Source organism: Sphingomonas sp. (assembly GCF_023266535.1).
Taxonomy (GTDB): Bacteria; Pseudomonadota; Alphaproteobacteria; order Sphingomonadales; family Sphingomonadaceae; genus Sphingomicrobium.
The window spans coordinates 35,695-54,372 of record NZ_JAHFPY010000005.1; the positions used below are offsets into that span (position 1 = coordinate 35,695).

The following is an 18,678-nucleotide window of genomic DNA, read 5'->3' on the forward strand; positions in this document are numbered from 1 at the left end:
GAACGTGTAGGCAACAAACCGACTCGCGTCAAGCGGGAAGCCGACATGACTGCAGAAAGGCCGACAGCAGTGGCCGGCCCTGTTCGGAGGCGACGCTTTCGGGGTGGAACTGGATGCCGTGCACGGGTGCGCGGGCGTGCCGCATGGCCATGACCGTGCCGTCCTCGCTCCACGCATTGGCGATCAGTGGCGGCAGCGGATCGGTCACGGCGAGCGAATGATAGCGGGTCGCGGCGAAGGGTGAGGGCAGGCCTTCGAACAGGCCGCTGCCGTCGTGCCTGACGCTGGCGACCTTGCCATGGACCGGCCAGGTCCGCTCGACCTTGGAACCGCAGGCCAATGCAATTGCCTGATGGCCGAGGCAGACCCCGAGCAGCGGCTCGCGCCGCTCGATGCAGGCGGCGGCCAAGGCGACCGAAATGCCGGCATCTTCCGGCGTTCCCGGGCCCGGTGAAATCAGGATGCCGTCGGCGCTGGAGCCGATCGCTTCCTCGACCGTCAGCGCGTCGTTGCGCTTGACCGCCACTTCGGCGCCAAGGGCGGCGAGATAGTCGACCAGCATGAAGGTGAAGCTGTCGACATTGTCGATCACCAGGATGCGCGACGCGCTCACCCCATTATTGATCCGCGCCCGAATAGCGCTTCTTGGCCGCTTCGATCGCGTCCTCGTTGCGCTTGATGCTCTGGTCGGCCTTCATCGCCAGCAGCATCTGCTCGCCAAGTTCGTCCGGCACCTGCTTCTGGAATTCCTGCTGGGTCTGGACGATCAGCCCAGGGGCAGTGAGCGCATTGCCCGGCACGATCTTGTCGGTCTTGACGATGAAGAAGCCGCGACCCTTGGGGTCCGCGACCATCCGGCTTTTGCCTGCCGCCAGCGTGAACAGCATCCTGAGCGCGGTGACGGCATTGGGGTCGGCCTGCGAAAGCTGGATCCGGCGCGCCGACATCGGCTGGACCGGAGGCAGGGCGACGCCGGCCTCGGCGATCGCCTGGTCCATCGGCATGCCCTTGGCCACCTTGGCGGCGATTTGCGCTGCCACGGCCTGGGCGCGGTCGTTTGCCTTGCGGTGGATCCAGTCCTCGCGCACGCGGTCCTTGATTTCGGCCAGCGGCGCCGGTGCGGCTTCCATGATCCGGTCGACCGCGACGATCACATAGCCGCCGTCATTGGGCAGGTTGACCACTTCGGGGTCATCGTCGACCGCCATGGTGAAGCCGGCCTTCAGGGCCGGCTGCAGTTCGGCCGGGAATTTATAGGCCGCGTCGGTGCGCGCCACGCCGCCCGAGTTGACCGCCGGGGTGGTGATGACCGGCAGCTTGGCCGCGCCGACCGCCTCGGCGAAGCTGGCGCCGCCGTCGATCTGGTCCTCGACCTTGGTCACCAGGTCGGTCAGCGCGTCCTTGCGCTTGCTGGCGGTGAGCAGGGTCGCGATCTCGCCGCTGGCCTGGGCAAGGCTCTTGCCGGTGGCGCCGCGAATGTCATCGATCTTGATAACGTGCCAGCCGAGGTCGGAGCGGATCGGCCCGACCACCGCGCCCTTGGCCGCGCCGAACGCCGCATTGGTCACGCCCGCACCGGCCAGGCCGGTGAACTCGGCCTTGCTCTGCGGCCCGACGCTGACGTCCTCGGCGGACAGCCCTGCCGGCGCCGCGGCGTCGACGAAGCTGGCGCCGGATCGGGCGCGGGCGGCTATCGCATCGGCCTGCTTCTTGTCCTGGACGACGGCCTGGCTGATCACCCGGGTTTCGCTGCCGGCGTAGGTCGCCTGGTTGGCCTTGTAATAAGCCGCGATCTCGGCCTCGCTCGGGGTGAGATGGGCGACCGACTCAGGGCCGATCTTGGCCAGGCGCAGGACGCGCTGCTCCGCTACCATGTAACGCGGCCGGTTCCGGGCATAGAAGGACTGCAAATCGCCGTCCGACGGATTGAGGCCGGCCTTGAATTGTTCGACCGGAACCAGCGACAGCTGGCCCTGGCGGCCTTCCAGCAGCATCGCCGCATAGGGGCGGGCCACGCCGACCGGCACCTTGGCTTCGACCGCGGTCGGCGCCAGCACCAGGCGCTGCGTCAACGCCACTTCCAGCAGGCGGCGGAGGTCGGCATTGGTCAGCTGCTGTTGCTGGAGGAATGATGCATAGGCCTGCTCGCTGAACTTGCCGTCGAGGCCCTTGGCTTGCGGCAGGCTGGCGATTTCGCCGTCGATCAGCCGCTTCGACAGGATGAAGCCGTGGTCGGTGGCAAAGGCGATCAGCGCATGCTCGTCGACCAGGCCGCCGAGAATATCGTCAAAATGTGGGGCAAGGGTGGCGTAGGTCGCTTCCGGATTTTGTTGCCGCTGTTCGTTGAGCGCCCGCTTCATCGCGTTGTCGAGGTCGCGCTCGCTGACCGGTTCGCCGTCGATCTTGACCAGCGTCCCCTTGCTCATCCCGAAATTGCCGGAAAAGACGCTGCGGATGTCCTGCATCGCGAAGCCGGCGAGGATCATCAGGAGGATCAGGACCATCAGGCCCGTGCCGACCGCGGATTTGGACAGGCGGCGGAAGAAAGAAAGCATGAACGTCTCTTGGCTTTGAAAATGGTCGGGGTCGCTTTAGGGGCGGCACTCTGTAACGGCAAGCAGGGTGAAGGGGCGATTTATGGCGCGGCGCAAGCTGGTGGCGGGCAACTGGAAAATGCATGGTCTGGCGGCCGACCTGGCGGAGGTCGTCGCGGTGTCAAACGCCGCACGAACCGCCGGCTGCGACGTCGCCCTGTGCCTGCCGGCGACATTGATCGAGCGTGCGGTGCGCGCCGCCCCCGGATTTCCGATCGGCGGCCAGGATGTCCACCAGGCCGACAAGGGCGCGCATACCGGTTGCGTCTCCGCCGCCATGCTGCTCGATGCGGGTGCCAGCCTGACCATCGTCGGCCATAGCGAACGGCGCGAGGCCCAGGGCGAAACGGACGCCAATGTAAAAGCCAAGGCAGAGGCAGCGCTGCTTGCCGGGCTCGACGTGATTCTCTGCATCGGCGAAAGCGACGCGGTGCGCGAAGCCGGAGCGGCGGTGCCAACCGTCTTGGCGCAGCTCGATGCGTCCTTGCCCGCGTCGGTGGCCGATCCATCCCGTTTCTCGGTCGCCTATGAGCCGATCTGGGCCATCGGGACCGGCAAGGTGCCGTCGGTCGGCGACATAGGCGAAATGCATTCCGCGCTGCGCGGGAGGCTTAAGGCCGCTTATGGCGAGGCCGGTGATGCCATCCGCATCCTTTATGGTGGGTCAGTCAAGGCGTCGAACGCGGCCGAGATCTTCGCGGTCGAGGATGTCGATGGTGCGCTGGTCGGCGGGGCCAGCCTCAATGCGACGGACTTCCTGCCGATCATCCAAGCGGCGCGTTGAACATTCGCGTGTCCGCCGCTATCTGGCGCTTCGAATTCTCCTTTTCCGAATAGGCATTTCCGATGTTCACCTTCCTGCTCGTCCTCCAGACGCTGATTGCCGCCTCACTGGTCGCGGTCATTCTCATGCAGCGTTCGGAAGGCGGCGGACTGGGCGTCAGCAGCTCTTCGGCCGGCCTGATGACCGCCCGCGGCGCGGCGGATTTCCTGACTCGCGCCACCGCGATCCTCGGCGGCCTGTTCATCACCATCTCGATCCTGCTCGCGGCGATCGCCGGGGTCAGCCGCGAATCGACCACGGTCGACACCAGCCTGGCCAAGCCGGTCGAGCAGCAGGCACCGGTCGCACCCGCGGCCCCGGCTCCGACGAGCAACCAGGGCGCTCCGGCCGTTCCCGACGCCCAGTAGGCAGATCGGTCGCTTTTTCGTCTTTTTTGATTTGAGCGCTTGCCTAACGAGGCAAAGCGCCCCTAAGGCCCGACTCCCATGGCGCGGTATGTCTTTATCACCGGCGGCGTGGTTTCCTCGCTCGGCAAAGGTCTTCTCGCAGCGTCCCTCGGGGCGTTGCTGCAGGCGCGCGGCTATTCCGTGCGCATCAGGAAATTCGACCCCTATCTGAACGTCGATCCGGGCACGATGTCGCCTTATCAGCATGGCGAAGTCTATGTGACCGACGACGGGGCGGAGACCGATCTCGACCTTGGTCATTATGAGCGCTTCACCGGCGTTTCGGCGCACCAGTCCGACAACATCACTTCGGGTCGCATCTATCGCGACATCATCGCCCGGGAGCGGCGCGGCGATTATCTCGGCGCGACCGTGCAGGTCGTCCCGCATGTCACCAATGCGATCAAGGAATTCGCCCAGGCCGACATCGAGGGGCTCGACTTCGTCATCTGCGAGATTGGCGGGACGGTCGGCGACATCGAAAGCCTGCCGTTCGTTGAGGCCATCCGCCAGCTGAAGAACAACCTCGGCCGCGGCCAGAGCTGCTTCATCCATACGACGCTGGTGCCCTACATCGCCGCCGCCGGCGAGCTGAAGACCAAGCCGACCCAGCATAGCGTCCGCGAACTGACCAGCTACGGCATCCAGCCGGACGTGCTGCTGTGCCGGGCCGACCGGCCGATTCCCGAAAGCGAGCGGGCCAAGATCGCCCTGTTCTGCAACGTTCCCACGGAAGCGGTCATCCAGGCGCTCGATGCCCGGTCGATCTATGACGTGCCGCTGCAATATCATGCAGAAGGGCTCGATGACGAAGTGCTCAAGGTCTTCGGCATCGATGATGCGCCCGCGCCCGACATGGCGCGCTGGGACGACATCATGGACCGGGTCGACCATCCCGAGGGCGAGGTGACGATCGGCGTCGTCGGCAAATATGTCGGCCTTCCCGACGCCTACAAGAGCCTCCGCGAGGCGCTGGTCCACGGCGGCATCGCCAACCGGGTCAAGGTCAACATCGAGTGGCTCGACGCGGAAATGTTCGAAGGCGAGGATACCGACCTGGCGGCCAAGCTCGAGCCGCTGCACGGCATTCTCGTGCCCGGCGGCTTTGGCGAGCGCGGCAGCGAAGGCAAGATCGCCTCGGTCCGGTTCGCGCGCGAGCGCGAGGTGCCCTTCTTCGGCATCTGTCTCGGCATGCAAATGGCCTGCATCGAGGGCGCCCGGAACACCGCCGGCATCGCCGCCGCATCGACCACCGAATTTGGCGAGACCGCGGAGCCCGTGGTCGGCCTGATCACCGAATGGATGAGCCCCGAAGGCCTGCAGAAACGCAACGCCGACACCGATCTTGGCGGAACGATGCGGCTCGGCGCCTATGCCGCCACATTGGGCCACAACAGCAAGGTCGCCGAGCAATATGGCACGACAGAGATCAGCGAGCGGCATCGCCACCGCTACGAGGTCAACGTCCATTATCGCGACGCGCTCGAGAAGGGCGGACTGATCTTCTCCGGTATGTCGCCCGACGGCGAACTTCCGGAAATCGTCGAGCGCCCTGACCATCCCTGGTTCATCGGCGTCCAGTTCCACCCCGAATTGAAGAGCCGGCCCTTTAACCCGCACCCGCTTTTCGCCGGGTTTGTCGGCGCGGCGGTAAGGCAAAGCCGACTCGTTTGATTCCCTCTCCCCGGCGGGGAGAGGGTAGGGTGAGGGGGTACAACGTCACGAAGTAAATTCGTGACGTCGATCGGGTTCAGCTGCGCTGACCCGTCGGCCGGCGTTCAACATCTCTACGCGCTGCCTCGCCTTTGCTTTGCAAAGCCTCCGCTGCGCTCGGTGTCTCATGTTACGATTCATTTGTCGTTCATGGACGAAGGCGTTACCTCCGCTTCATGCAGGGGAAGCTCATTGTCGGCACCTTCCTGATTGCGACCCTCGGGTCGCCGTCAGTCGCCGCCGTGCAACAGCCCCCGCGCCAGACCTGTTCGAAGGGCGAGCAGCCGCAGCAGGTCCAGCAGCGCCAGCAATGGGCCCAGCAGCAACCGCCACGCAACAAGCCGCAGGGCTGCCCGATCACCCGGTCGATCCCGTCGGTGGTCGATCCGACTCCGACCTTCCTGCTCTAACGTTCGCTCCCCATTGTCGGACCGCGACTCGCACCCTAATTGAGCGCGATGAGCAACGTCATTTCCAGCCGCCTGATCGTCCTTGGTTCCGGTCCCGCGGGCTATACCGCCGCCATTTATGCCGCGCGCGCCGGCCTCAATCCGATTGTCGTCCAGGGCATTCAGCCGGGTGGCCAGCTGACCACCACCACCGACGTCGAAAATTACCCGGGCTTCCGCAGCGTCATCCAGGGCCCCTGGCTGATGGAAGAGATGCAGGCCCAGGCCGAGCATGTCGGCACCAAGGTGGTGTGGGACCACATCTCCGAAGTCGACCTGTCGCGCCGCCCGTTCGTGCTGAAGGGCGACAGCGGCGGCGAATATCATGCCGATGCGCTGGTCATTGCCACCGGCGCCCAGGCCAAATGGCTCGGCCTGCCGTCCGAAGAGCATATGAAGGGCAAGGGCGCCTCGGCCTGCGCGACCTGCGACGGTTTCTTCTATCGCGGCAAGAAGGTCGCGGTGATCGGCGGCGGCAATACCGCGGTCGAAGAGGCGCTTTACCTCACCAATCACAGCCATGACGTGACCGTGATCCACCGCCGCGATTCGCTCCGCGCCGAAAAGATCCTGCAGGACCGGCTGTTCGCTCACCCGAACATCAAGATCATCTGGGACAGCGAGGTCGCCGAATTTGTCGCCGGCGGCATGCCGGACGCGCTGGTCGGGCTCGACGTCCGCAACGTGAAGAGCGGCGCGATCACCCGACTCGACGTCGACGGCGCTTTCGTCGCCATCGGCCACACGCCCGCGACCGAGCTGTTCCAGGGCAAGCTCAAGCTCGACTCCGAAGGCTATATCCTGGTCGAGACCAGCACGACCCGCACGTCAGTGCCGGGCGTGTTCGCCTGCGGCGACGTGATGGACAAAATCTACCGCCAGGCGGTCACCGCCGCCGGCACCGGCTGCATGGCCGCGCTCGATGCCGAGAAATTCCTCGCGGCAGAGGAGTTCGGAGCGCTTCAGGCTGCCGAATAGATCGAACTAAAAGAAGGTCGTCAGCCAGAAGAACAGGGCAGCCACGGCTCCCGAACAGGGGATCGTGATCACCCAGGCGGTGACGACGTTGCCCGCCACGCCCCAGCGCACCGCCGAAGCGCGCCTGGCGACGCCCGCGCCGATCACCGCGCCGGTGATGGTGTGCGTGGTCGACACCGGAATGCCGAACCAGCTGGCGCCGAACAGCATGACCGATCCGCCGGTCGAGGCGGCGAAACCCTGGTGCTGCGACAGCTTGGTGATGCGGCTGCCCATCGTCTCGATGATCCGCCAGCCGCCGGTCATCGTCCCCAGGCCGATGGCGATATAGCAGCTGATCGCCACCCAGTGCGGCACATGGAATTCGCCGTGCAGATAGCCGGTCGAATAGAGCAGCACGGTGATGATCCCCATCGTCTTCTGCGCATCGTTAAGGCCGTGGCCGACCGAATAGGCCGCCGCCGAGACTAGGTGGAGCGCACGAAAGCTCCCTTCGGCTCCGCGGTTCGAGGCCCGCACCGCCAGCCAGCTGCTCAGCAGCATGATCAGCATTGCCACCAGCATGCCCAGGAACGGCGCCAACGGGATGAACAGCAGTGTCTTGCTGAGGCCGGTCCACTGGATCGTGCCGGTCCCCGCCGCCGCCACGCCAGCGCCGACGATCCCGCCGACCAGCGCGTGGCTGGACGAGGAGGGTATGCCCTTCAGCCAGGTAACGACGTTCCAGAACATCGCCCCGACCAGCGCCGCAAAGACCACCGCCGGCGTCACCATGTCCTTGTCGATCAGGCCCTTGCCGATGGTGTCGGCGACCTTGTGCAGGGCGGGGAACCAAAGCGTGAGGAAATAGGCCGCGAAGTTGAAGAAGGCGGCAAAGGCCACCGCCTGCACCGGGCCGAGCAGCTTGGTCGCGACCACCGTGGCGATGGAGTTGGCGGCATCGTGGAGGCCGTTCAAATAATCGAACGCCAGCGCCAGGACGACCAGCCCGACCAGCAGCGGCATCGCCAGTTCATGCATCGGGGCGCGTCCGCTCAGCTATGTTCGATGACGATGCTGTCGATGACGTTGGCGACGTCCTCGAACGCGTCGACGATCCGCTCGAGATGCTTGAAGATCTCGCGCTTGACGATGAAGTCGATGGCATTGCCGTGGCGATGAGCTTCGAAGGCGGCCTTGAGCCCGGCCGAATGGATTTCGTCGGCATGGCCTTCCATCCGCACCAGTCGTTCGGTCAGTTCGTGCAGCCGGCCGCCGTTGGCGCCGACGTTGCGCAGCAATGGCATCGCTTCCGCGACCAGCCGGGCGGAGTCGACGATGATCGCGGCCATGTCTTTCATTTCCTGGCCGAACTCGGTCATTTCGTAGAGCTCGATGGCCGACGCGGCGGCCTGCATCTCGTCGATCGCGTCATCCATCGAACCGATCAGCGCGGTGATCGAGCTGCGGTCGAATGGCGTGAGGAAGGTCTGGCGGACCGTCTTCAGCACCTCGCGGATGATTTCGTCGGCGTCATGCTCACGCTCGAACACTTCGCGCGCATTTTCGTGCACTGCCGGACCGCCCTGGACCAGCCGGCCCATGGCATCGCCTGCCGCGGTCAGCGCCACGGCATGGGCTTCGAACAGTTCGAAAAAGCCGCCGGTCTTTGGCAGCAGTCGTTGGAACCAGGCAAACATCGGGCCCACTTTCGATTTTTCGGCGACGACGCTGAGGACCGAGGTCCCGCGCGCCATCTGGTTGAATTCGCTGCTGTTGAACGAGCGGATGAGGTCGCGAAGATCGGGCTCCTCGACCGCATTGGCGGCCTCGCTCAGGCTGAACCAGCGCCGCTCGCGCTGCTTCATTTCCTTCCAGTCGGCCAGCTCCTCGCTGACCGCCAGGGGGAAGACCTCGACGTCGGCCATCAGCGCGGCGCCGCTGCCCTTGCGCTTGCGGTAGCGATAGGTGCCGAGCGGGGTCGGACAGACCGCACCGCGCACACCGGCTTCTTCCTCGGCTTCCTGCGCTGCGGCCGAGTGCGGCGACACGGTATTGGCGAAATTGCCCTTCGGAATCACCCAACGCCCGCTCTCGCGCGACGTCACCAGCAGCACCTGTACCGGCGCGCGCAGGCCGCCACCTACGTTGCGATAAGGCAGGGCAGCGATTTGGCGGATGGCTCTTACCCCTGTTGAGCGATGGTGAAGCACGTAAAGCGCAGGCAGATTGCCCGCAAGAAGAATGACGAATTTGTGACAGCTAGGTCAGCGATAGCCGCTCGGCCAGCGATACCAGCCGGCCGAAGCTCATCAGATCCTCGGCCTCGACGTCCTCGTCCTCGATCAGGATGCCCAGCCGCTCTTCCATCTCGGTGAGCAATGTCGCGACGGCCATGGAATCGAATTCGGGGAGGGCACCGAACAATTCGGTCTCATCGTCGAACCTGGCGACGCGAGACTTGGTGAGGCCAAGTACGTCGACCAGCAGCGAGCGCACGGTTTCGTCGACTTGATTGCGATCGTCCAACGCCAATTGCGGTCCCCCTGGTCGCTCCTGCGCGACCTAGGCAATGGCGCGAACGGAGGCAAGCTTTGCAGTGCAGCATGAGGCGGGCTAGGCGGGGCATGTGATCGTGCTCGACCCGACGCCCTATCCGCTGGATCACCTGGCGCTGCGCGGCTCGCCGGAGGCAGATGCGCTAGCCGTCGGCGAAGTGCGGCTCACCTACCGGCAGCTCGACAATGCGATCGGCAGGGCCGCTGCCGCGCTGCTCGCCAACGGCCTTGAGCCCGGCGACCGCATCGCAACCTGGATGGGCAAGACCCGGCTCGCCTGCATTATGCCGCTCGCCGCCGCGCGGGCCGGGCTGGTCCACGTTCCGATCAACCCGGTGCTGAAGCACGGTCAGGCGGCCCATATCCTGGCGGACAGCGGCGCCAGGCTGCTGGTCGCCAATCGCGGGCGGCTGGACAGTTTGCAGGGCGGTGAATTGGCCGACGCCAGGGCTGTTGCGCTGGAAGATTGGGCGGATGGCGAGGAAGTGCTGCCGCCGTCGGCCCGCGATCCGCATGAGCTGGCCGCGCTGCTCTACACCAGCGGTTCGACCGGGCGGCCCAAGGGCGTAATGCTGAGCCACGCCAACCTCTGGCTCGGCGCGATCAGCGTCGCCCACTATCTCGGCCTGGAGCCCGGCGACCGCACGCTGTGCCTGTTGCCGCTGGCGTTCGACTATGGCCAGAACCAGCTGCTTTCGACCTGGGCGGCCGGCGGCTGCGCGATCGCCTTCGACCATTTGCTGCCGCGCGACGTGGTTCGCGCCGTCGGACGTCATGACGTCACGATGCTGGCGGGGGTGCCGCCGTTGTGGCTGCAGCTGGCTGAGCAGGATTGGGGTGAAGCGGGCCGGAGCCTGCGCACCCTGACCAATAGTGGCGGCCATTTGCCCGAGCCTTTGGTCCGCCGCTTGCGAAGCTTGTTCCCGCAGGCGAAGCTGCACCTGATGTACGGCCTCACCGAAGCCTTTCGCTCGTCGAGCCTCGATCCAAGCCAAGTCGACGAGCATCCCGACAGCGTCGGCTCTGCGATCCCATATGCCGAACTGATGGTCGTGCGCGAGGACGGCAGCGAAGCCGCGCCGGGAGAGGAAGGCGAGCTGGTCCATGCCGGGCCGTTGGTGGCGCAAGGCTATTGGAATGATGCCGAGCGCACTGCAGAACGGTTCAAGCCGGCGCCCAAATTCAGCAAATTGGGTGGCATGGCGGTCTGGTCTGGCGACACGGTGGTCAAGGGTGAGGACGGGCTGCTCCGCTTCCGCGGCCGCGATGACGCGATGATCAAGGTCAGCGGTAACCGCATCAGCCCGACCGAAATCGAGGAAGCGGCATTGGCCAGCGGCGCGGTCAGCGATGCCGCCGCTTTCGGCGTCAAGGACGAGCGGCTGGGCCAGGCGATTGTGCTGGTCGCGGTTGCCAAGGGCGAGGGGGCTGAGCAAAGGCTGCAGGCCTGGTTCCGGCGCGAGCTTCCCGCGCACATGCTGCCACAGCGGATCCTTTGGAAGCTGGAGCTGCCGGTCGGACCCAACGGCAAGCTCGATCGAACGGCGCTGAAGGCCGAAATCGCATGAAGGCGCTGGGGCCAATCCCGCCCGGCTATGAACATGACGCCGAGGGCCGGCTGCTGATCGGCGGCCATGATGTCGAGACCTTGGTCGAGCATGCGGGCGGCACGCCGCTGTTCGTCTACGACAGCGAGCGGATCGCGCTGCAGGCCCGGCGGTTCCGCGCGGCCTTTCCCGATGTCGCGCTCCATTATGCAGTAAAAGCAAATCCTTACGCGCCATTGCTCGAAGCGATGGCAGAACTGGTCGACGGATTCGACGTCGCCTCGACGGGCGAATTGGGCAAAATCGCCCATCTCGGGCTGCCGATCAGCTTCGCCGGGCCCGGCAAGCGCGACCAGGAGCTGGAAACGGCGATCCGCGCCGGGATCACCATCAATTTGGAGAGCGAGGGGGAGGCGGAGCGGGCGTTGGCGATCTGCCAGCGCGACGGCCTCACCGCCAGGCTGGCCGTTCGGGTCAATCCGCCGTTCGGACTCAAGGGTTCGGGCCAGAAGATGGGCGGGCTGCCTAGCCAGTTCGGGATCGACCATGATCGCGCCGCCGCGCTGGTCCGCCGCATCGTCGAGGCCGGCGCCGACTGGCGAGGGTTGCACATCTTCGCCGGCAGCCAGGCGCTGCAGGCCGATGCACTGATCAAGCTCCAGCGCGAAACGGTGGCACTGGCCGCCTCGATTGCCAAAGAAGCGGGCCATGCCCCGCCGCATGTCAACCTGGGTGGCGGGTTCGGCATTCCCTATTTCGCCAAGGATGAGCCGCTCGATGTCGAAGCCGTGGGAGAGGCGCTGGCCAAGTCTTTGGCGGAGCGGCCGAAAATCCTCGCAAGTACCGAATTCGCGATTGAGCTGGGTCGCTGGCTGGTGGGCGAGGCGGGGGTCTATCTGACCCGGATCGTCGACCGCAAGGAAAGCCGCGGGAAGAGCTTCCTGGTCACCGACGGCGGACTCCAGCACCAGCTCGCCGCCTCGGGCAATTTCGGCCAGCTGCTCCGCCGCAACTATCCGGTCGCCATCGCCAATCGCTTCGATGCCGAACCGGAGGAGGAAGCGACCGTCACCGGCTGCCTGTGCACCCCGCTCGACCTGCTGGCGGACGAGGCGATGTTGCCACGCGCCGAAGTCGGCGATCTGGTCGCCATCTTCTGCGCCGGCGCCTACGGGCTGAGTGCGAGCCCTCAGGAGTTCCTGTCGCAGCCGCGTGCTCGCGAAATACTTGTGTAGTTCCCCTGCGTAGGCAGGGGCCCAGTCCGCTGCCAAAGGCAGCGCCTGCGGCGCTGGTCTAGGCTCCTGCCTTCGCAGGAGAACTAAGGATAAATCGCTTCCACGAAATAGAGGCCTTCCGGCGGCGCGTTGAGGCCCAGCGCCTGCCGGTCCCTCGCTTCCTGCGCTACCTTCACATCGTCTGGCGTCCACCGCCCGCGCCCGACCAGCGCCAGGCAGCCGACCATCGACCGCACCTGGTGGTGAAGGAAGCTGCGCGCCGCCGCGCGGATATGGATTTCCTCGCCGACCCGCTCGACCGTCAGGCTGTCGAGCGTCTTGACCGGGCTTTGCGACTGGCAATGGACCGAACGGAAGGTGGTGAAGTCGTGACTACCGACGAGTTGCGCGGCGCCCACGGCCATGGCCTCGGCGTCGAGCGCTACGGGAACATGCCACACCTTGCCCTTGTCCAGCGCCGGTGGCGCGCGGCGGTTGAGGATGCGGTAGAGATAGCGCCGGCCGATGCACGAAAAGCGCGCATGCCAGTCGTCGGCGACCGGCTCGACCGCCGTCACGCTGACCGGGGCGGGGCGCACCAGCGCATTCACTCCTTCGCGCAGCCGGTGCTCGGTTAGCGTCTTCGCCACATCGACATGGGCGGCCATCGCCAGTGCATGGACTCCCGCGTCGGTCCGTCCCGCGGCGTGAAGCGTCGCCAGCTCTCCGGTCATGCGGAAAATCGCCTGTTCGAGCGTCTCCTGCACCGACGGTCCATGGTCCTGCCGCTGCCAGCCCATGAATGGCCCGCCATCATATTCTACCGTCAGCCGCCAGCGGGTCATCGCAGGACCGTGCCATTGGGGATAGCGAAGCCGCGCAGCAGCTCCTCGGCGCTCATCGCTCCCTTGCCAGCTCGTTGCACCAGCGTCGGCCGCAGCGCGCCATTGCCGCATGAAATCGTCAACTGATCATCCAGGACCTCCCCCGGGCCGCGATGCCCACCGGCCATTTCGGCAGCGAGCAGCTTGATCCTCTCGCCATTCACCTCGAACCAGGCGCCGGGGAAGGGAGCGAGGCCCTGGATATGGCGTTGCAGCTCCCTGGCCGACCTCGACCAGTCGAGCCGCGCCTCATCCTTGCTGATCTTGGCCGCATAGGTGACGCCGTCGTCGGGCTGCTCGATCGGATCGTAATTGGGCAGGTCGGCAAGCACCTCGACCATCATCGCCGCACCCAATTTCGCTAATTCTTCGGTCAGTTGCGCGGCGTTCCTGTCCTCGATTTCAACCGCGCGCTTGAGCAGCATCGGTCCAGTATCGAGCCCGGCCTCCATCTGCATGATGGTAATGCCGGTCGCTTCGTCGCCGGCCATGATCGCCCGCTGCACCGGCGCCGCGCCGCGCCAGCGCGGCAGCAATGAACCATGGACGTTGAGGCATCCCAACATCGGCGCGTCAAGGATCGGCTGCGGCAGGATCAGGCCATAGGCCGCGACCACCGCGACATCGGCGTCCAGCTCGGCAAACGCCTCCTGTTCCGCCCCGCCCTTGAGCGATTTGGGGCTGCGCACCTCGATTCCCAGCTCCTCGGCGCGCTCCTGGACGGGCGTCGGCCGCTCGCCTTTGCCGCGGCCGGCCGGGCGCGGCGGCTGGGTATAGGCGGCGATCACCTCATGGTCGGCCGCGACCAGCGCGTCGAGCGTTGGCACGGCGAAGTCCGGGCTGCCCATGAAGATGATCCGCATGGGTTCCGCCTATGGCCGAGCATTCTGGAAATTGCGAGATTCTGGATTGCTTCGTCGTTTCACTCCTCGCAATGACGAACATTCCACCGTCATTGCGAGCAAAGCGAAGCAATCCAATCATGGCCAGCCACCAGATCGAAGCATTGACCCAGGCCCTGGCGCGGCTGCCGGGCCTTGGCCCGCGCTCGGCGCGGCGGGCGGTGCTGCACCTGATGAAAAAGCGCGAGGCGTCGCTCGAGCCGCTGCTGGCCGCACTGCGGGCGGTGGCCGACACGCTGTCGACCTGCTCGACCTGCGGCAATGTCGATACCAGCGACCCCTGCAGCATCTGCCGCGACGTCAAGCGCGACGACCGCCTGCTGTGCGTGGTCGAGGAAGTCGCCGACCTGTGGGCGCTTGATCGCTCGCGGCTGTTCCCGGGCCGCTACCATGTGCTTGGCGGGCGGCTGTCGGCGCTGGAGGGAGTGCGTCCAGAGGATCTCAGCATCGACCAGCTGGTGAAGCGTGTCGCGGCCGGCGGCATCGACGAGGTGGTGCTGGCGATGAACGCCACGCTCGAAGGTCAGACCACCGCCCATTACCTAGCCGAGCGGCTGGAGAAATTTCCCATACGTTTGACGCAGTTGGCCCACGGCCTGCCGGTCGGCGGTGAGCTCGACTATCTCGACGAGGGAACGCTTGCCCAGGCGCTTCGCGCCCGCAGGCCGGTCGCTTGAACCCCTCCCACTGAAAGACTAAATCGCCGCCATGGCCCTATTGCCCATCTACGAGACACCCGATCCGATGCTCCGCCAGATTTCGACCCCGGTCGACAAGGTGGATGACGAATTGCGCGCGCTGATCGCCGACATGTTCGAAACGATGTACGCCGCGCCCGGCATCGGCCTCGCCGCGGTCCAGGTTGGTGTTCCCAAGCGCCTGCTGGTGATGGACTTGCAGGAGCCGGAGGATGAGGACGATCCGGAGAGCAAGCCGGTCCGCGAGCCGCAGGTGTTCATCAACCCCGAGATCCTGTCGCATTCGGATCATGAGGTGCCCTACACCGAGGGCTGCCTGTCGGTGCCCGACCAATATGCCGAGGTGATGCGCCCCGACCAGATCCGCGCCCGCTGGCTCGACGAACATGGCAAGGCCCATGAGGAAGACCTCGACGGCCTGCTGGCGATTTGCCTGCAGCACGAGATGGACCATCTGGAGGGCATTCTCTTCATTGACCATCTGTCGAAGCTCAAGCGCGACATGGTGCTGAAGAAGCTGGCCAAGGCTCGCAAGGAGCGCGGATTGCGCGCCGCCTGATGAGCGACGCGCCCTACCACGCCCATATCTATTATTCGGATGACGACCGCGCGGTCGCCAGCGCCTTGCACGACCGCTTTTCGCGCGACCCCGCCATCCTCTTCACCGGAGCGATGACCGACCGCGGCGTCGGACCGCACCCGATCCCGCAATATGAAGTGCATTTCCTTGAAGAATCGCGCGCCGGCGTGATCGCCGCGATCGAAGCGGCGGGCTTGCGCGCGCTGGTCCATCCGCTGACCGACGACGATCTCGCCGATCACACCACGCTGGCTCACTGGATCGGCGAACCGCTTGAGCTCGACGTGACCGTGCTCGACCCGCCCGGCGTCAACCAGGGCGTCCCGCGTTTCGGCAAGTCGGACTTCTAGGATTTAGGCCAGGCTCGCCGCGGCCTTGGCGCAGTCGCTGGCGCATTCGCGGCAAATCTGCGCGCACAGCTTGCAATGTTCATGGTCGTGCCGCTCGCATTCCGCCGCGCATTGCTCGCACATCCGTCCGCACAGCTCGAGCAGCTCGCGCAGCATCGGCTGGTCGTTGCCGGTGCGCCTGAGGCCGAGCCGCGCCGTCGCCTCGCATATATCGGAGCAGTCGAGGCACAGCCGGATGCACTGGGTCGTGTCCATCGCCTCGGCCATGCTGGTATCGGCACAGCTCAGGCACATCTTGGCGCAGTACATCAGGTGATGCACCGCATCGCCCAACGCCTGGTTGACATGGTCTTTCGAACCGGGATGCAGCGCGATCATCTTGCGGATGGACATAGGGTCTCCTCTTGCCCGTCAGCGAAGCACCGGCGAAGCTGTTCCGCAAGCCTTTGTACTTACCCGACCATGCGCTGGTTGCGGTTCTTCCACGCATCCCGAGCCTGCCTAAGTTCTTCTGACTGGGCTTTAGCACGTTCAGTAGCCGCGTCCGTTTCGGCCGCCAATGGCGCAATGATGTTCCTCTGCGCTTCGAAGCGCGCGGCCAGCGCCTTATGTTCCTCCGTCATCTCATATCCGTGCTCCGCGACGTAAGCTTGCCGCTGCGTATTGAGCGCGACGAGTTTCGCCACCTCGCGTTGGCGCGCCTCGTGAAGTGGCTTGGATTCCCGTAGGGTACTCAATAGCTTCCGCCGCTTGGCAAGAAGGTCTCGGGCAAGCGCGAGCTTCGGCGATACCGGATCGTGCGGGCCAGTGCTCAGCCCTGCTCGGACAGAAATGAATAACTGCGCGAATAAGGCGACGCCATGCGCGGCCGCTACGGTCGAGGGCATGAGCACCGCGCTTAGCAAAGTTGCCCCTGCGACGATCGCTAGCGGGATGAATGCTTTCGCAACCTTCCACTCGAGCGCTCGAAACCGCGCTGCGGTTAGCACCGCGAACAATGTGTAGCTCACAATCGAGCCGACGGGCGATTTGAGATGAGCTGCCAAAACGACCAGGATGCCCAGCAAGAAGGAATAGGGTCTCCGGCTAAGGCGAAAGTTCCAACGCGCCATCATTTATTTGCTCCACGCGACATCAATCGGTGCACCGATAGCGCGCCAGGGTTGATAGATTGCTAGCTTCCCGAGCCGCTCGCGCAAAAATGCGGAATGAGGTGCATCATCCACGCCGCCGTGCTTGAAGTTCGGCTGGAATGATCGACTCGTTCGAGTTTCAGGGCGCCGAAGGCCGCAAGCTGGCCGGACGGCCGGAAGTGCCGTCGGGCCGCGTGCGCGGCTGGGCACTGTTCGCCCACTGCTTCACCTGCGGAAAAGACAATCTCGCCGCGGTGCGCATTGCCCGCACGCTGGCCGGGCAGGGGATCGGCGTGCTGCGGTTCGATTTCGCCGGCATCGGCGACAGCGAGGGTCCGTTCCACGAGACCAGCTTCGCCTCCAATGTCGAGGACATTGTCGCCGCCTGCGGGGCGATGGCCGAGCACGGATGGCCGGTCAGCCTGCTGGTCGGGCACAGCCTGGGCGGATCCGCGGTGCTGGCGGCGGCGGGCAAATGTGCGACCGTGCGCGCGGTGGCGACGATCAACGCGCCGTTCGACGTCGCCCATGCGATCCATCAATTCGCGCCCGAAGACCTGGCCGCGATCGAGCGGTACGGCAGCGCCGAGGTCCATCTCGCCCAGCGCCCGTTCCGCGTCGGGCGCGAGCTGATCGACAGCCTCCGCGAGCAGGACCAGGGCAAACGCATCGCCTCGCTCCACCGGCCGCTGCTGGTGCTGCATGCGCCGACCGACAATAGCGTGTCGATCGACCATGCCACCAAAATCTACACCGCCGCGCGCCAGCCCAAGAGTTTCCTGTCGCTCGACAAAGCCGACCATCTGCTGACCCGCAAGGAGGATGCGGCGCGCGCCGCGACGCTGATCGGCGCCTGGGCCGATGCCTATATCGAGCCCGCGCCGGACGTTGAGCTGCCGCAGGATGTCGAGGCGGTCGAGACCGGCCGCGGCAAGTTCCAGCTGCTGATCCGCACCGGCAAGCACCAGCTGTTCGCCGACGAGCCCGACAGCTTTGGCGGATTGGACAGCGGACCCTCGCCCTTCCAACTGCTCGGCAGCGCGCTGGCCGCCTGCATGACCATGACCGTGCGGCTTTATGCCGATCGCAAGGAATGGGCGGTCAAGCGGATCAGGACCGCCGTCGGTCACACCCGCGAGCTAGACCAGGTCCCGCGCGACCGGTTCGACGTCCGCATGGCGTTCGAAGGTGATCTGGACGAGGAGCAGCGGGCGCGGCTCATTGAAATCGCCGGCAAGTGCCCGGTGCACAAGGCGCTGACCGAGGGTGCGCGCTTCACCATCGAGGAAAGCATGGACTCCGCCCCGATGGCGCCGCCCGAGGCCCATGCCGAGGCGATGGAGCGGGTCACCGAGCGCAATATGTAGATCGGTTTAGAGCTTGCGGATGGTCCCTTCGGACCGGCCAACCGTCATGCCGAACTTGCGGATGCTGGTCCTGGTCTGCGCGGCCTGGCCGCCCGGTAGCGGCACCAGCCACTGCTCGACCGTCAAATTGCCCTTCATCTTGAACCGGAAACGAAAGCGTCCGTCGATTTCTTCGGCGACCACCGGGCCGGCCGCTTCGCTCATGCTTCCCGCAAAACGTCCCGGCGCAACCTGCCGCATGCGCCATTGCCGGTTGAACGGCGCCTTGCCTTCGTCCTGGACCCGCTGAACCAGTTCCAGCACCCCGCTATCGATCTCGCCCTGGCCAATCGAGCGCGAATTGAACGGCCTTCGCATGATCAGCTTGACTATGCTGTTGCTTTCGGTGCGCCCCTCGAAAAAGCGCATCGGATCGGTCGACGGGTCGGGGCTGCTGGTGACGGCCGAGGCCGAGGCGCCGATCAACGCAAGCGGGATCATGGCTAGCCCGAGGCGGCCTGCG

At 65.5% G+C, this 18,678-nt stretch carries 21 protein-coding genes; 11 read left to right on the forward strand and 10 right to left on the reverse strand.

Translation table 11 applies throughout. From position 1 onward, the window contains the following. Positions 1 to 28: 28 nt before the first annotated feature. Together Q0C64_RS01295 and Q0C64_RS01300 are read right to left on the reverse strand one after the other, a co-directional pair. Positions 29 to 613, reverse strand: a complete 585-nt coding sequence (locus tag Q0C64_RS01295) for an aminodeoxychorismate/anthranilate synthase component II (protein ID WP_294120265.1) — start codon at positions 611 to 613, stop codon at positions 29 to 31. A 4-nt stretch (positions 614 to 617) separates the two neighbouring features. Further along, positions 618 to 2,555: a peptidyl-prolyl cis-trans isomerase gene (locus Q0C64_RS01300; RefSeq protein ID WP_294120266.1), complete on the reverse strand. Its 1,938-nt coding sequence runs from the start codon at positions 2,553 to 2,555 to the stop codon at positions 618 to 620. An 82-nt stretch (positions 2,556 to 2,637) separates the two neighbouring features. Between Q0C64_RS01300 and tpiA the strand changes: the two genes are divergently transcribed. From tpiA to trxB, 5 genes are all read left to right on the forward strand, one after another. Beyond that, positions 2,638 to 3,378 (forward strand): triose-phosphate isomerase, encoded by a 741-nt coding sequence (tpiA, locus tag Q0C64_RS01305; protein WP_294120267.1) that lies wholly within the window; start codon positions 2,638 to 2,640, stop codon positions 3,376 to 3,378. 62 nt (positions 3,379 to 3,440) lie between these two features. Beyond that, positions 3,441 to 3,785, forward strand: coding sequence for a preprotein translocase subunit SecG (gene secG / locus Q0C64_RS01310; RefSeq protein WP_294120268.1), 345 nt, complete (start codon positions 3,441 to 3,443; stop codon positions 3,783 to 3,785). Between the two features lie 78 nt (positions 3,786 to 3,863). Next, the gene (locus tag Q0C64_RS01315; protein WP_294120269.1) at positions 3,864 to 5,498 is read left to right on the forward strand and encodes a CTP synthase; all 1,635 of its coding nucleotides are present in this window, start codon (positions 3,864 to 3,866) and stop codon (positions 5,496 to 5,498) included. 215 nt (positions 5,499 to 5,713) lie between these two features. After that, positions 5,714 to 5,947: a hypothetical protein gene (locus Q0C64_RS01320; RefSeq protein WP_294120271.1), complete on the forward strand. Its 234-nt coding sequence runs from the start codon at positions 5,714 to 5,716 to the stop codon at positions 5,945 to 5,947. A gap of 48 nt (positions 5,948 to 5,995) precedes the next feature. Then, complete coding sequence (gene trxB / locus Q0C64_RS01325) at positions 5,996 to 6,964, forward strand: thioredoxin-disulfide reductase (protein ID WP_294120272.1); 969 nt, start codon at positions 5,996 to 5,998, stop codon at positions 6,962 to 6,964. Between the two features lie 6 nt (positions 6,965 to 6,970). Here trxB and Q0C64_RS01330 read toward each other — a convergent pair whose 3' ends face one another. Genes Q0C64_RS01330 through Q0C64_RS01340 form a run of 3 tightly spaced genes read right to left on the reverse strand, consistent with a single transcriptional unit; the run spans position 6,971 to position 9,478 of the window. After that, positions 6,971 to 7,984: an inorganic phosphate transporter gene (locus tag Q0C64_RS01330; protein ID WP_294120273.1), complete on the reverse strand. Its 1,014-nt coding sequence runs from the start codon at positions 7,982 to 7,984 to the stop codon at positions 6,971 to 6,973. Positions 7,985 to 7,998: 14 nt separating this feature from the next. Next, positions 7,999 to 9,156, reverse strand: a complete 1,158-nt coding sequence (locus Q0C64_RS01335) for a DUF47 family protein (RefSeq protein WP_294120274.1) — start codon at positions 9,154 to 9,156, stop codon at positions 7,999 to 8,001. 49 nt (positions 9,157 to 9,205) lie between these two features. Then, positions 9,206 to 9,478: an acyl carrier protein gene (locus Q0C64_RS01340; protein WP_294120275.1), complete on the reverse strand. Its 273-nt coding sequence runs from the start codon at positions 9,476 to 9,478 to the stop codon at positions 9,206 to 9,208. 94 nt (positions 9,479 to 9,572) lie between these two features. Between Q0C64_RS01340 and Q0C64_RS01345 the strand changes: the two genes are divergently transcribed. After that, positions 9,573 to 11,069: an acyl-CoA ligase (AMP-forming), exosortase A system-associated gene (locus tag Q0C64_RS01345; protein ID WP_294120276.1), complete on the forward strand. Its 1,497-nt coding sequence runs from the start codon at positions 9,573 to 9,575 to the stop codon at positions 11,067 to 11,069. Further along, the gene (locus tag Q0C64_RS01350; protein ID WP_294120277.1) at positions 11,066 to 12,283 is read left to right on the forward strand and encodes a pyridoxal-dependent decarboxylase, exosortase A system-associated; all 1,218 of its coding nucleotides are present in this window, start codon (positions 11,066 to 11,068) and stop codon (positions 12,281 to 12,283) included. Before Q0C64_RS01345 ends, Q0C64_RS01350 begins: the two co-directional genes overlap by 4 nt. Before the next feature lie 83 nt (positions 12,284 to 12,366). On the opposite strand, the gene truA is transcribed toward Q0C64_RS01350, so the two are convergent. Both truA and fmt read right to left on the reverse strand, forming a co-directional pair. Then, positions 12,367 to 13,107, reverse strand: coding sequence for a tRNA pseudouridine(38-40) synthase TruA (truA, locus tag Q0C64_RS01355; RefSeq protein ID WP_294120278.1), 741 nt, complete (start codon positions 13,105 to 13,107; stop codon positions 12,367 to 12,369). Continuing rightward, the gene (gene fmt, locus Q0C64_RS01360; RefSeq protein ID WP_294120279.1) at positions 13,104 to 14,009 is read right to left on the reverse strand and encodes a methionyl-tRNA formyltransferase; all 906 of its coding nucleotides are present in this window, start codon (positions 14,007 to 14,009) and stop codon (positions 13,104 to 13,106) included. Before fmt ends, truA begins: the two co-directional genes overlap by 4 nt. 119 nt (positions 14,010 to 14,128) lie before the next feature. On the opposite strand from fmt, the gene recR reads away from it, so the two are divergent. The 3 genes from recR to Q0C64_RS01375 are packed head-to-tail and all read left to right on the forward strand — an operon-like array spanning position 14,129 to position 15,676. Beyond that, a complete protein-coding gene (gene recR / locus Q0C64_RS01365; RefSeq protein WP_294120281.1) occupies positions 14,129 to 14,725 on the forward strand; it encodes a recombination mediator RecR in 597 nt (198 codons plus the stop codon). 31 nt (positions 14,726 to 14,756) lie between these two features. After that, complete coding sequence (gene def / locus Q0C64_RS01370; protein WP_294120282.1) at positions 14,757 to 15,305, forward strand: peptide deformylase; 549 nt, start codon at positions 14,757 to 14,759, stop codon at positions 15,303 to 15,305. After that, positions 15,305 to 15,676 carry a DOPA 4,5-dioxygenase family protein gene (locus Q0C64_RS01375; RefSeq protein ID WP_294120284.1) on the forward strand — a complete coding sequence of 124 codons (372 nt, stop codon included), beginning with the start codon at positions 15,305 to 15,307 and terminating at the stop codon, positions 15,674 to 15,676. Before def ends, Q0C64_RS01375 begins: the two co-directional genes overlap by 1 nt. A 3-nt stretch (positions 15,677 to 15,679) precedes the next feature. Here the strand turns inward: Q0C64_RS01375 and Q0C64_RS01380 are convergent, their stop codons facing one another. Further along, a complete protein-coding gene (locus Q0C64_RS01380; protein WP_294120285.1) occupies positions 15,680 to 16,069 on the reverse strand; it encodes a four-helix bundle copper-binding protein in 390 nt (129 codons plus the stop codon). 59 nt (positions 16,070 to 16,128) lie between these two features. Further along, a complete protein-coding gene (locus Q0C64_RS01385; protein ID WP_294120286.1) occupies positions 16,129 to 16,743 on the reverse strand; it encodes a hypothetical protein in 615 nt (204 codons plus the stop codon). Positions 16,744 to 16,928: 185 nt separating this feature from the next. Here Q0C64_RS01385 and Q0C64_RS01390 point away from each other — a divergent pair, with 185 nt between their 5' ends. Beyond that, on the forward strand, positions 16,929 to 18,176 hold the full coding sequence (locus Q0C64_RS01390) for a bifunctional alpha/beta hydrolase/OsmC family protein (protein WP_294120287.1): 1,248 nt from the start codon (positions 16,929 to 16,931) through the stop codon (positions 18,174 to 18,176). 6 nt (positions 18,177 to 18,182) lie between these two features. Here Q0C64_RS01390 and Q0C64_RS01395 read toward each other — a convergent pair. Next, positions 18,183 to 18,678 (reverse strand): DUF3833 family protein (locus tag Q0C64_RS01395; RefSeq protein WP_294120289.1); only part of this gene is annotated, 496 nt, incomplete at its 5' end.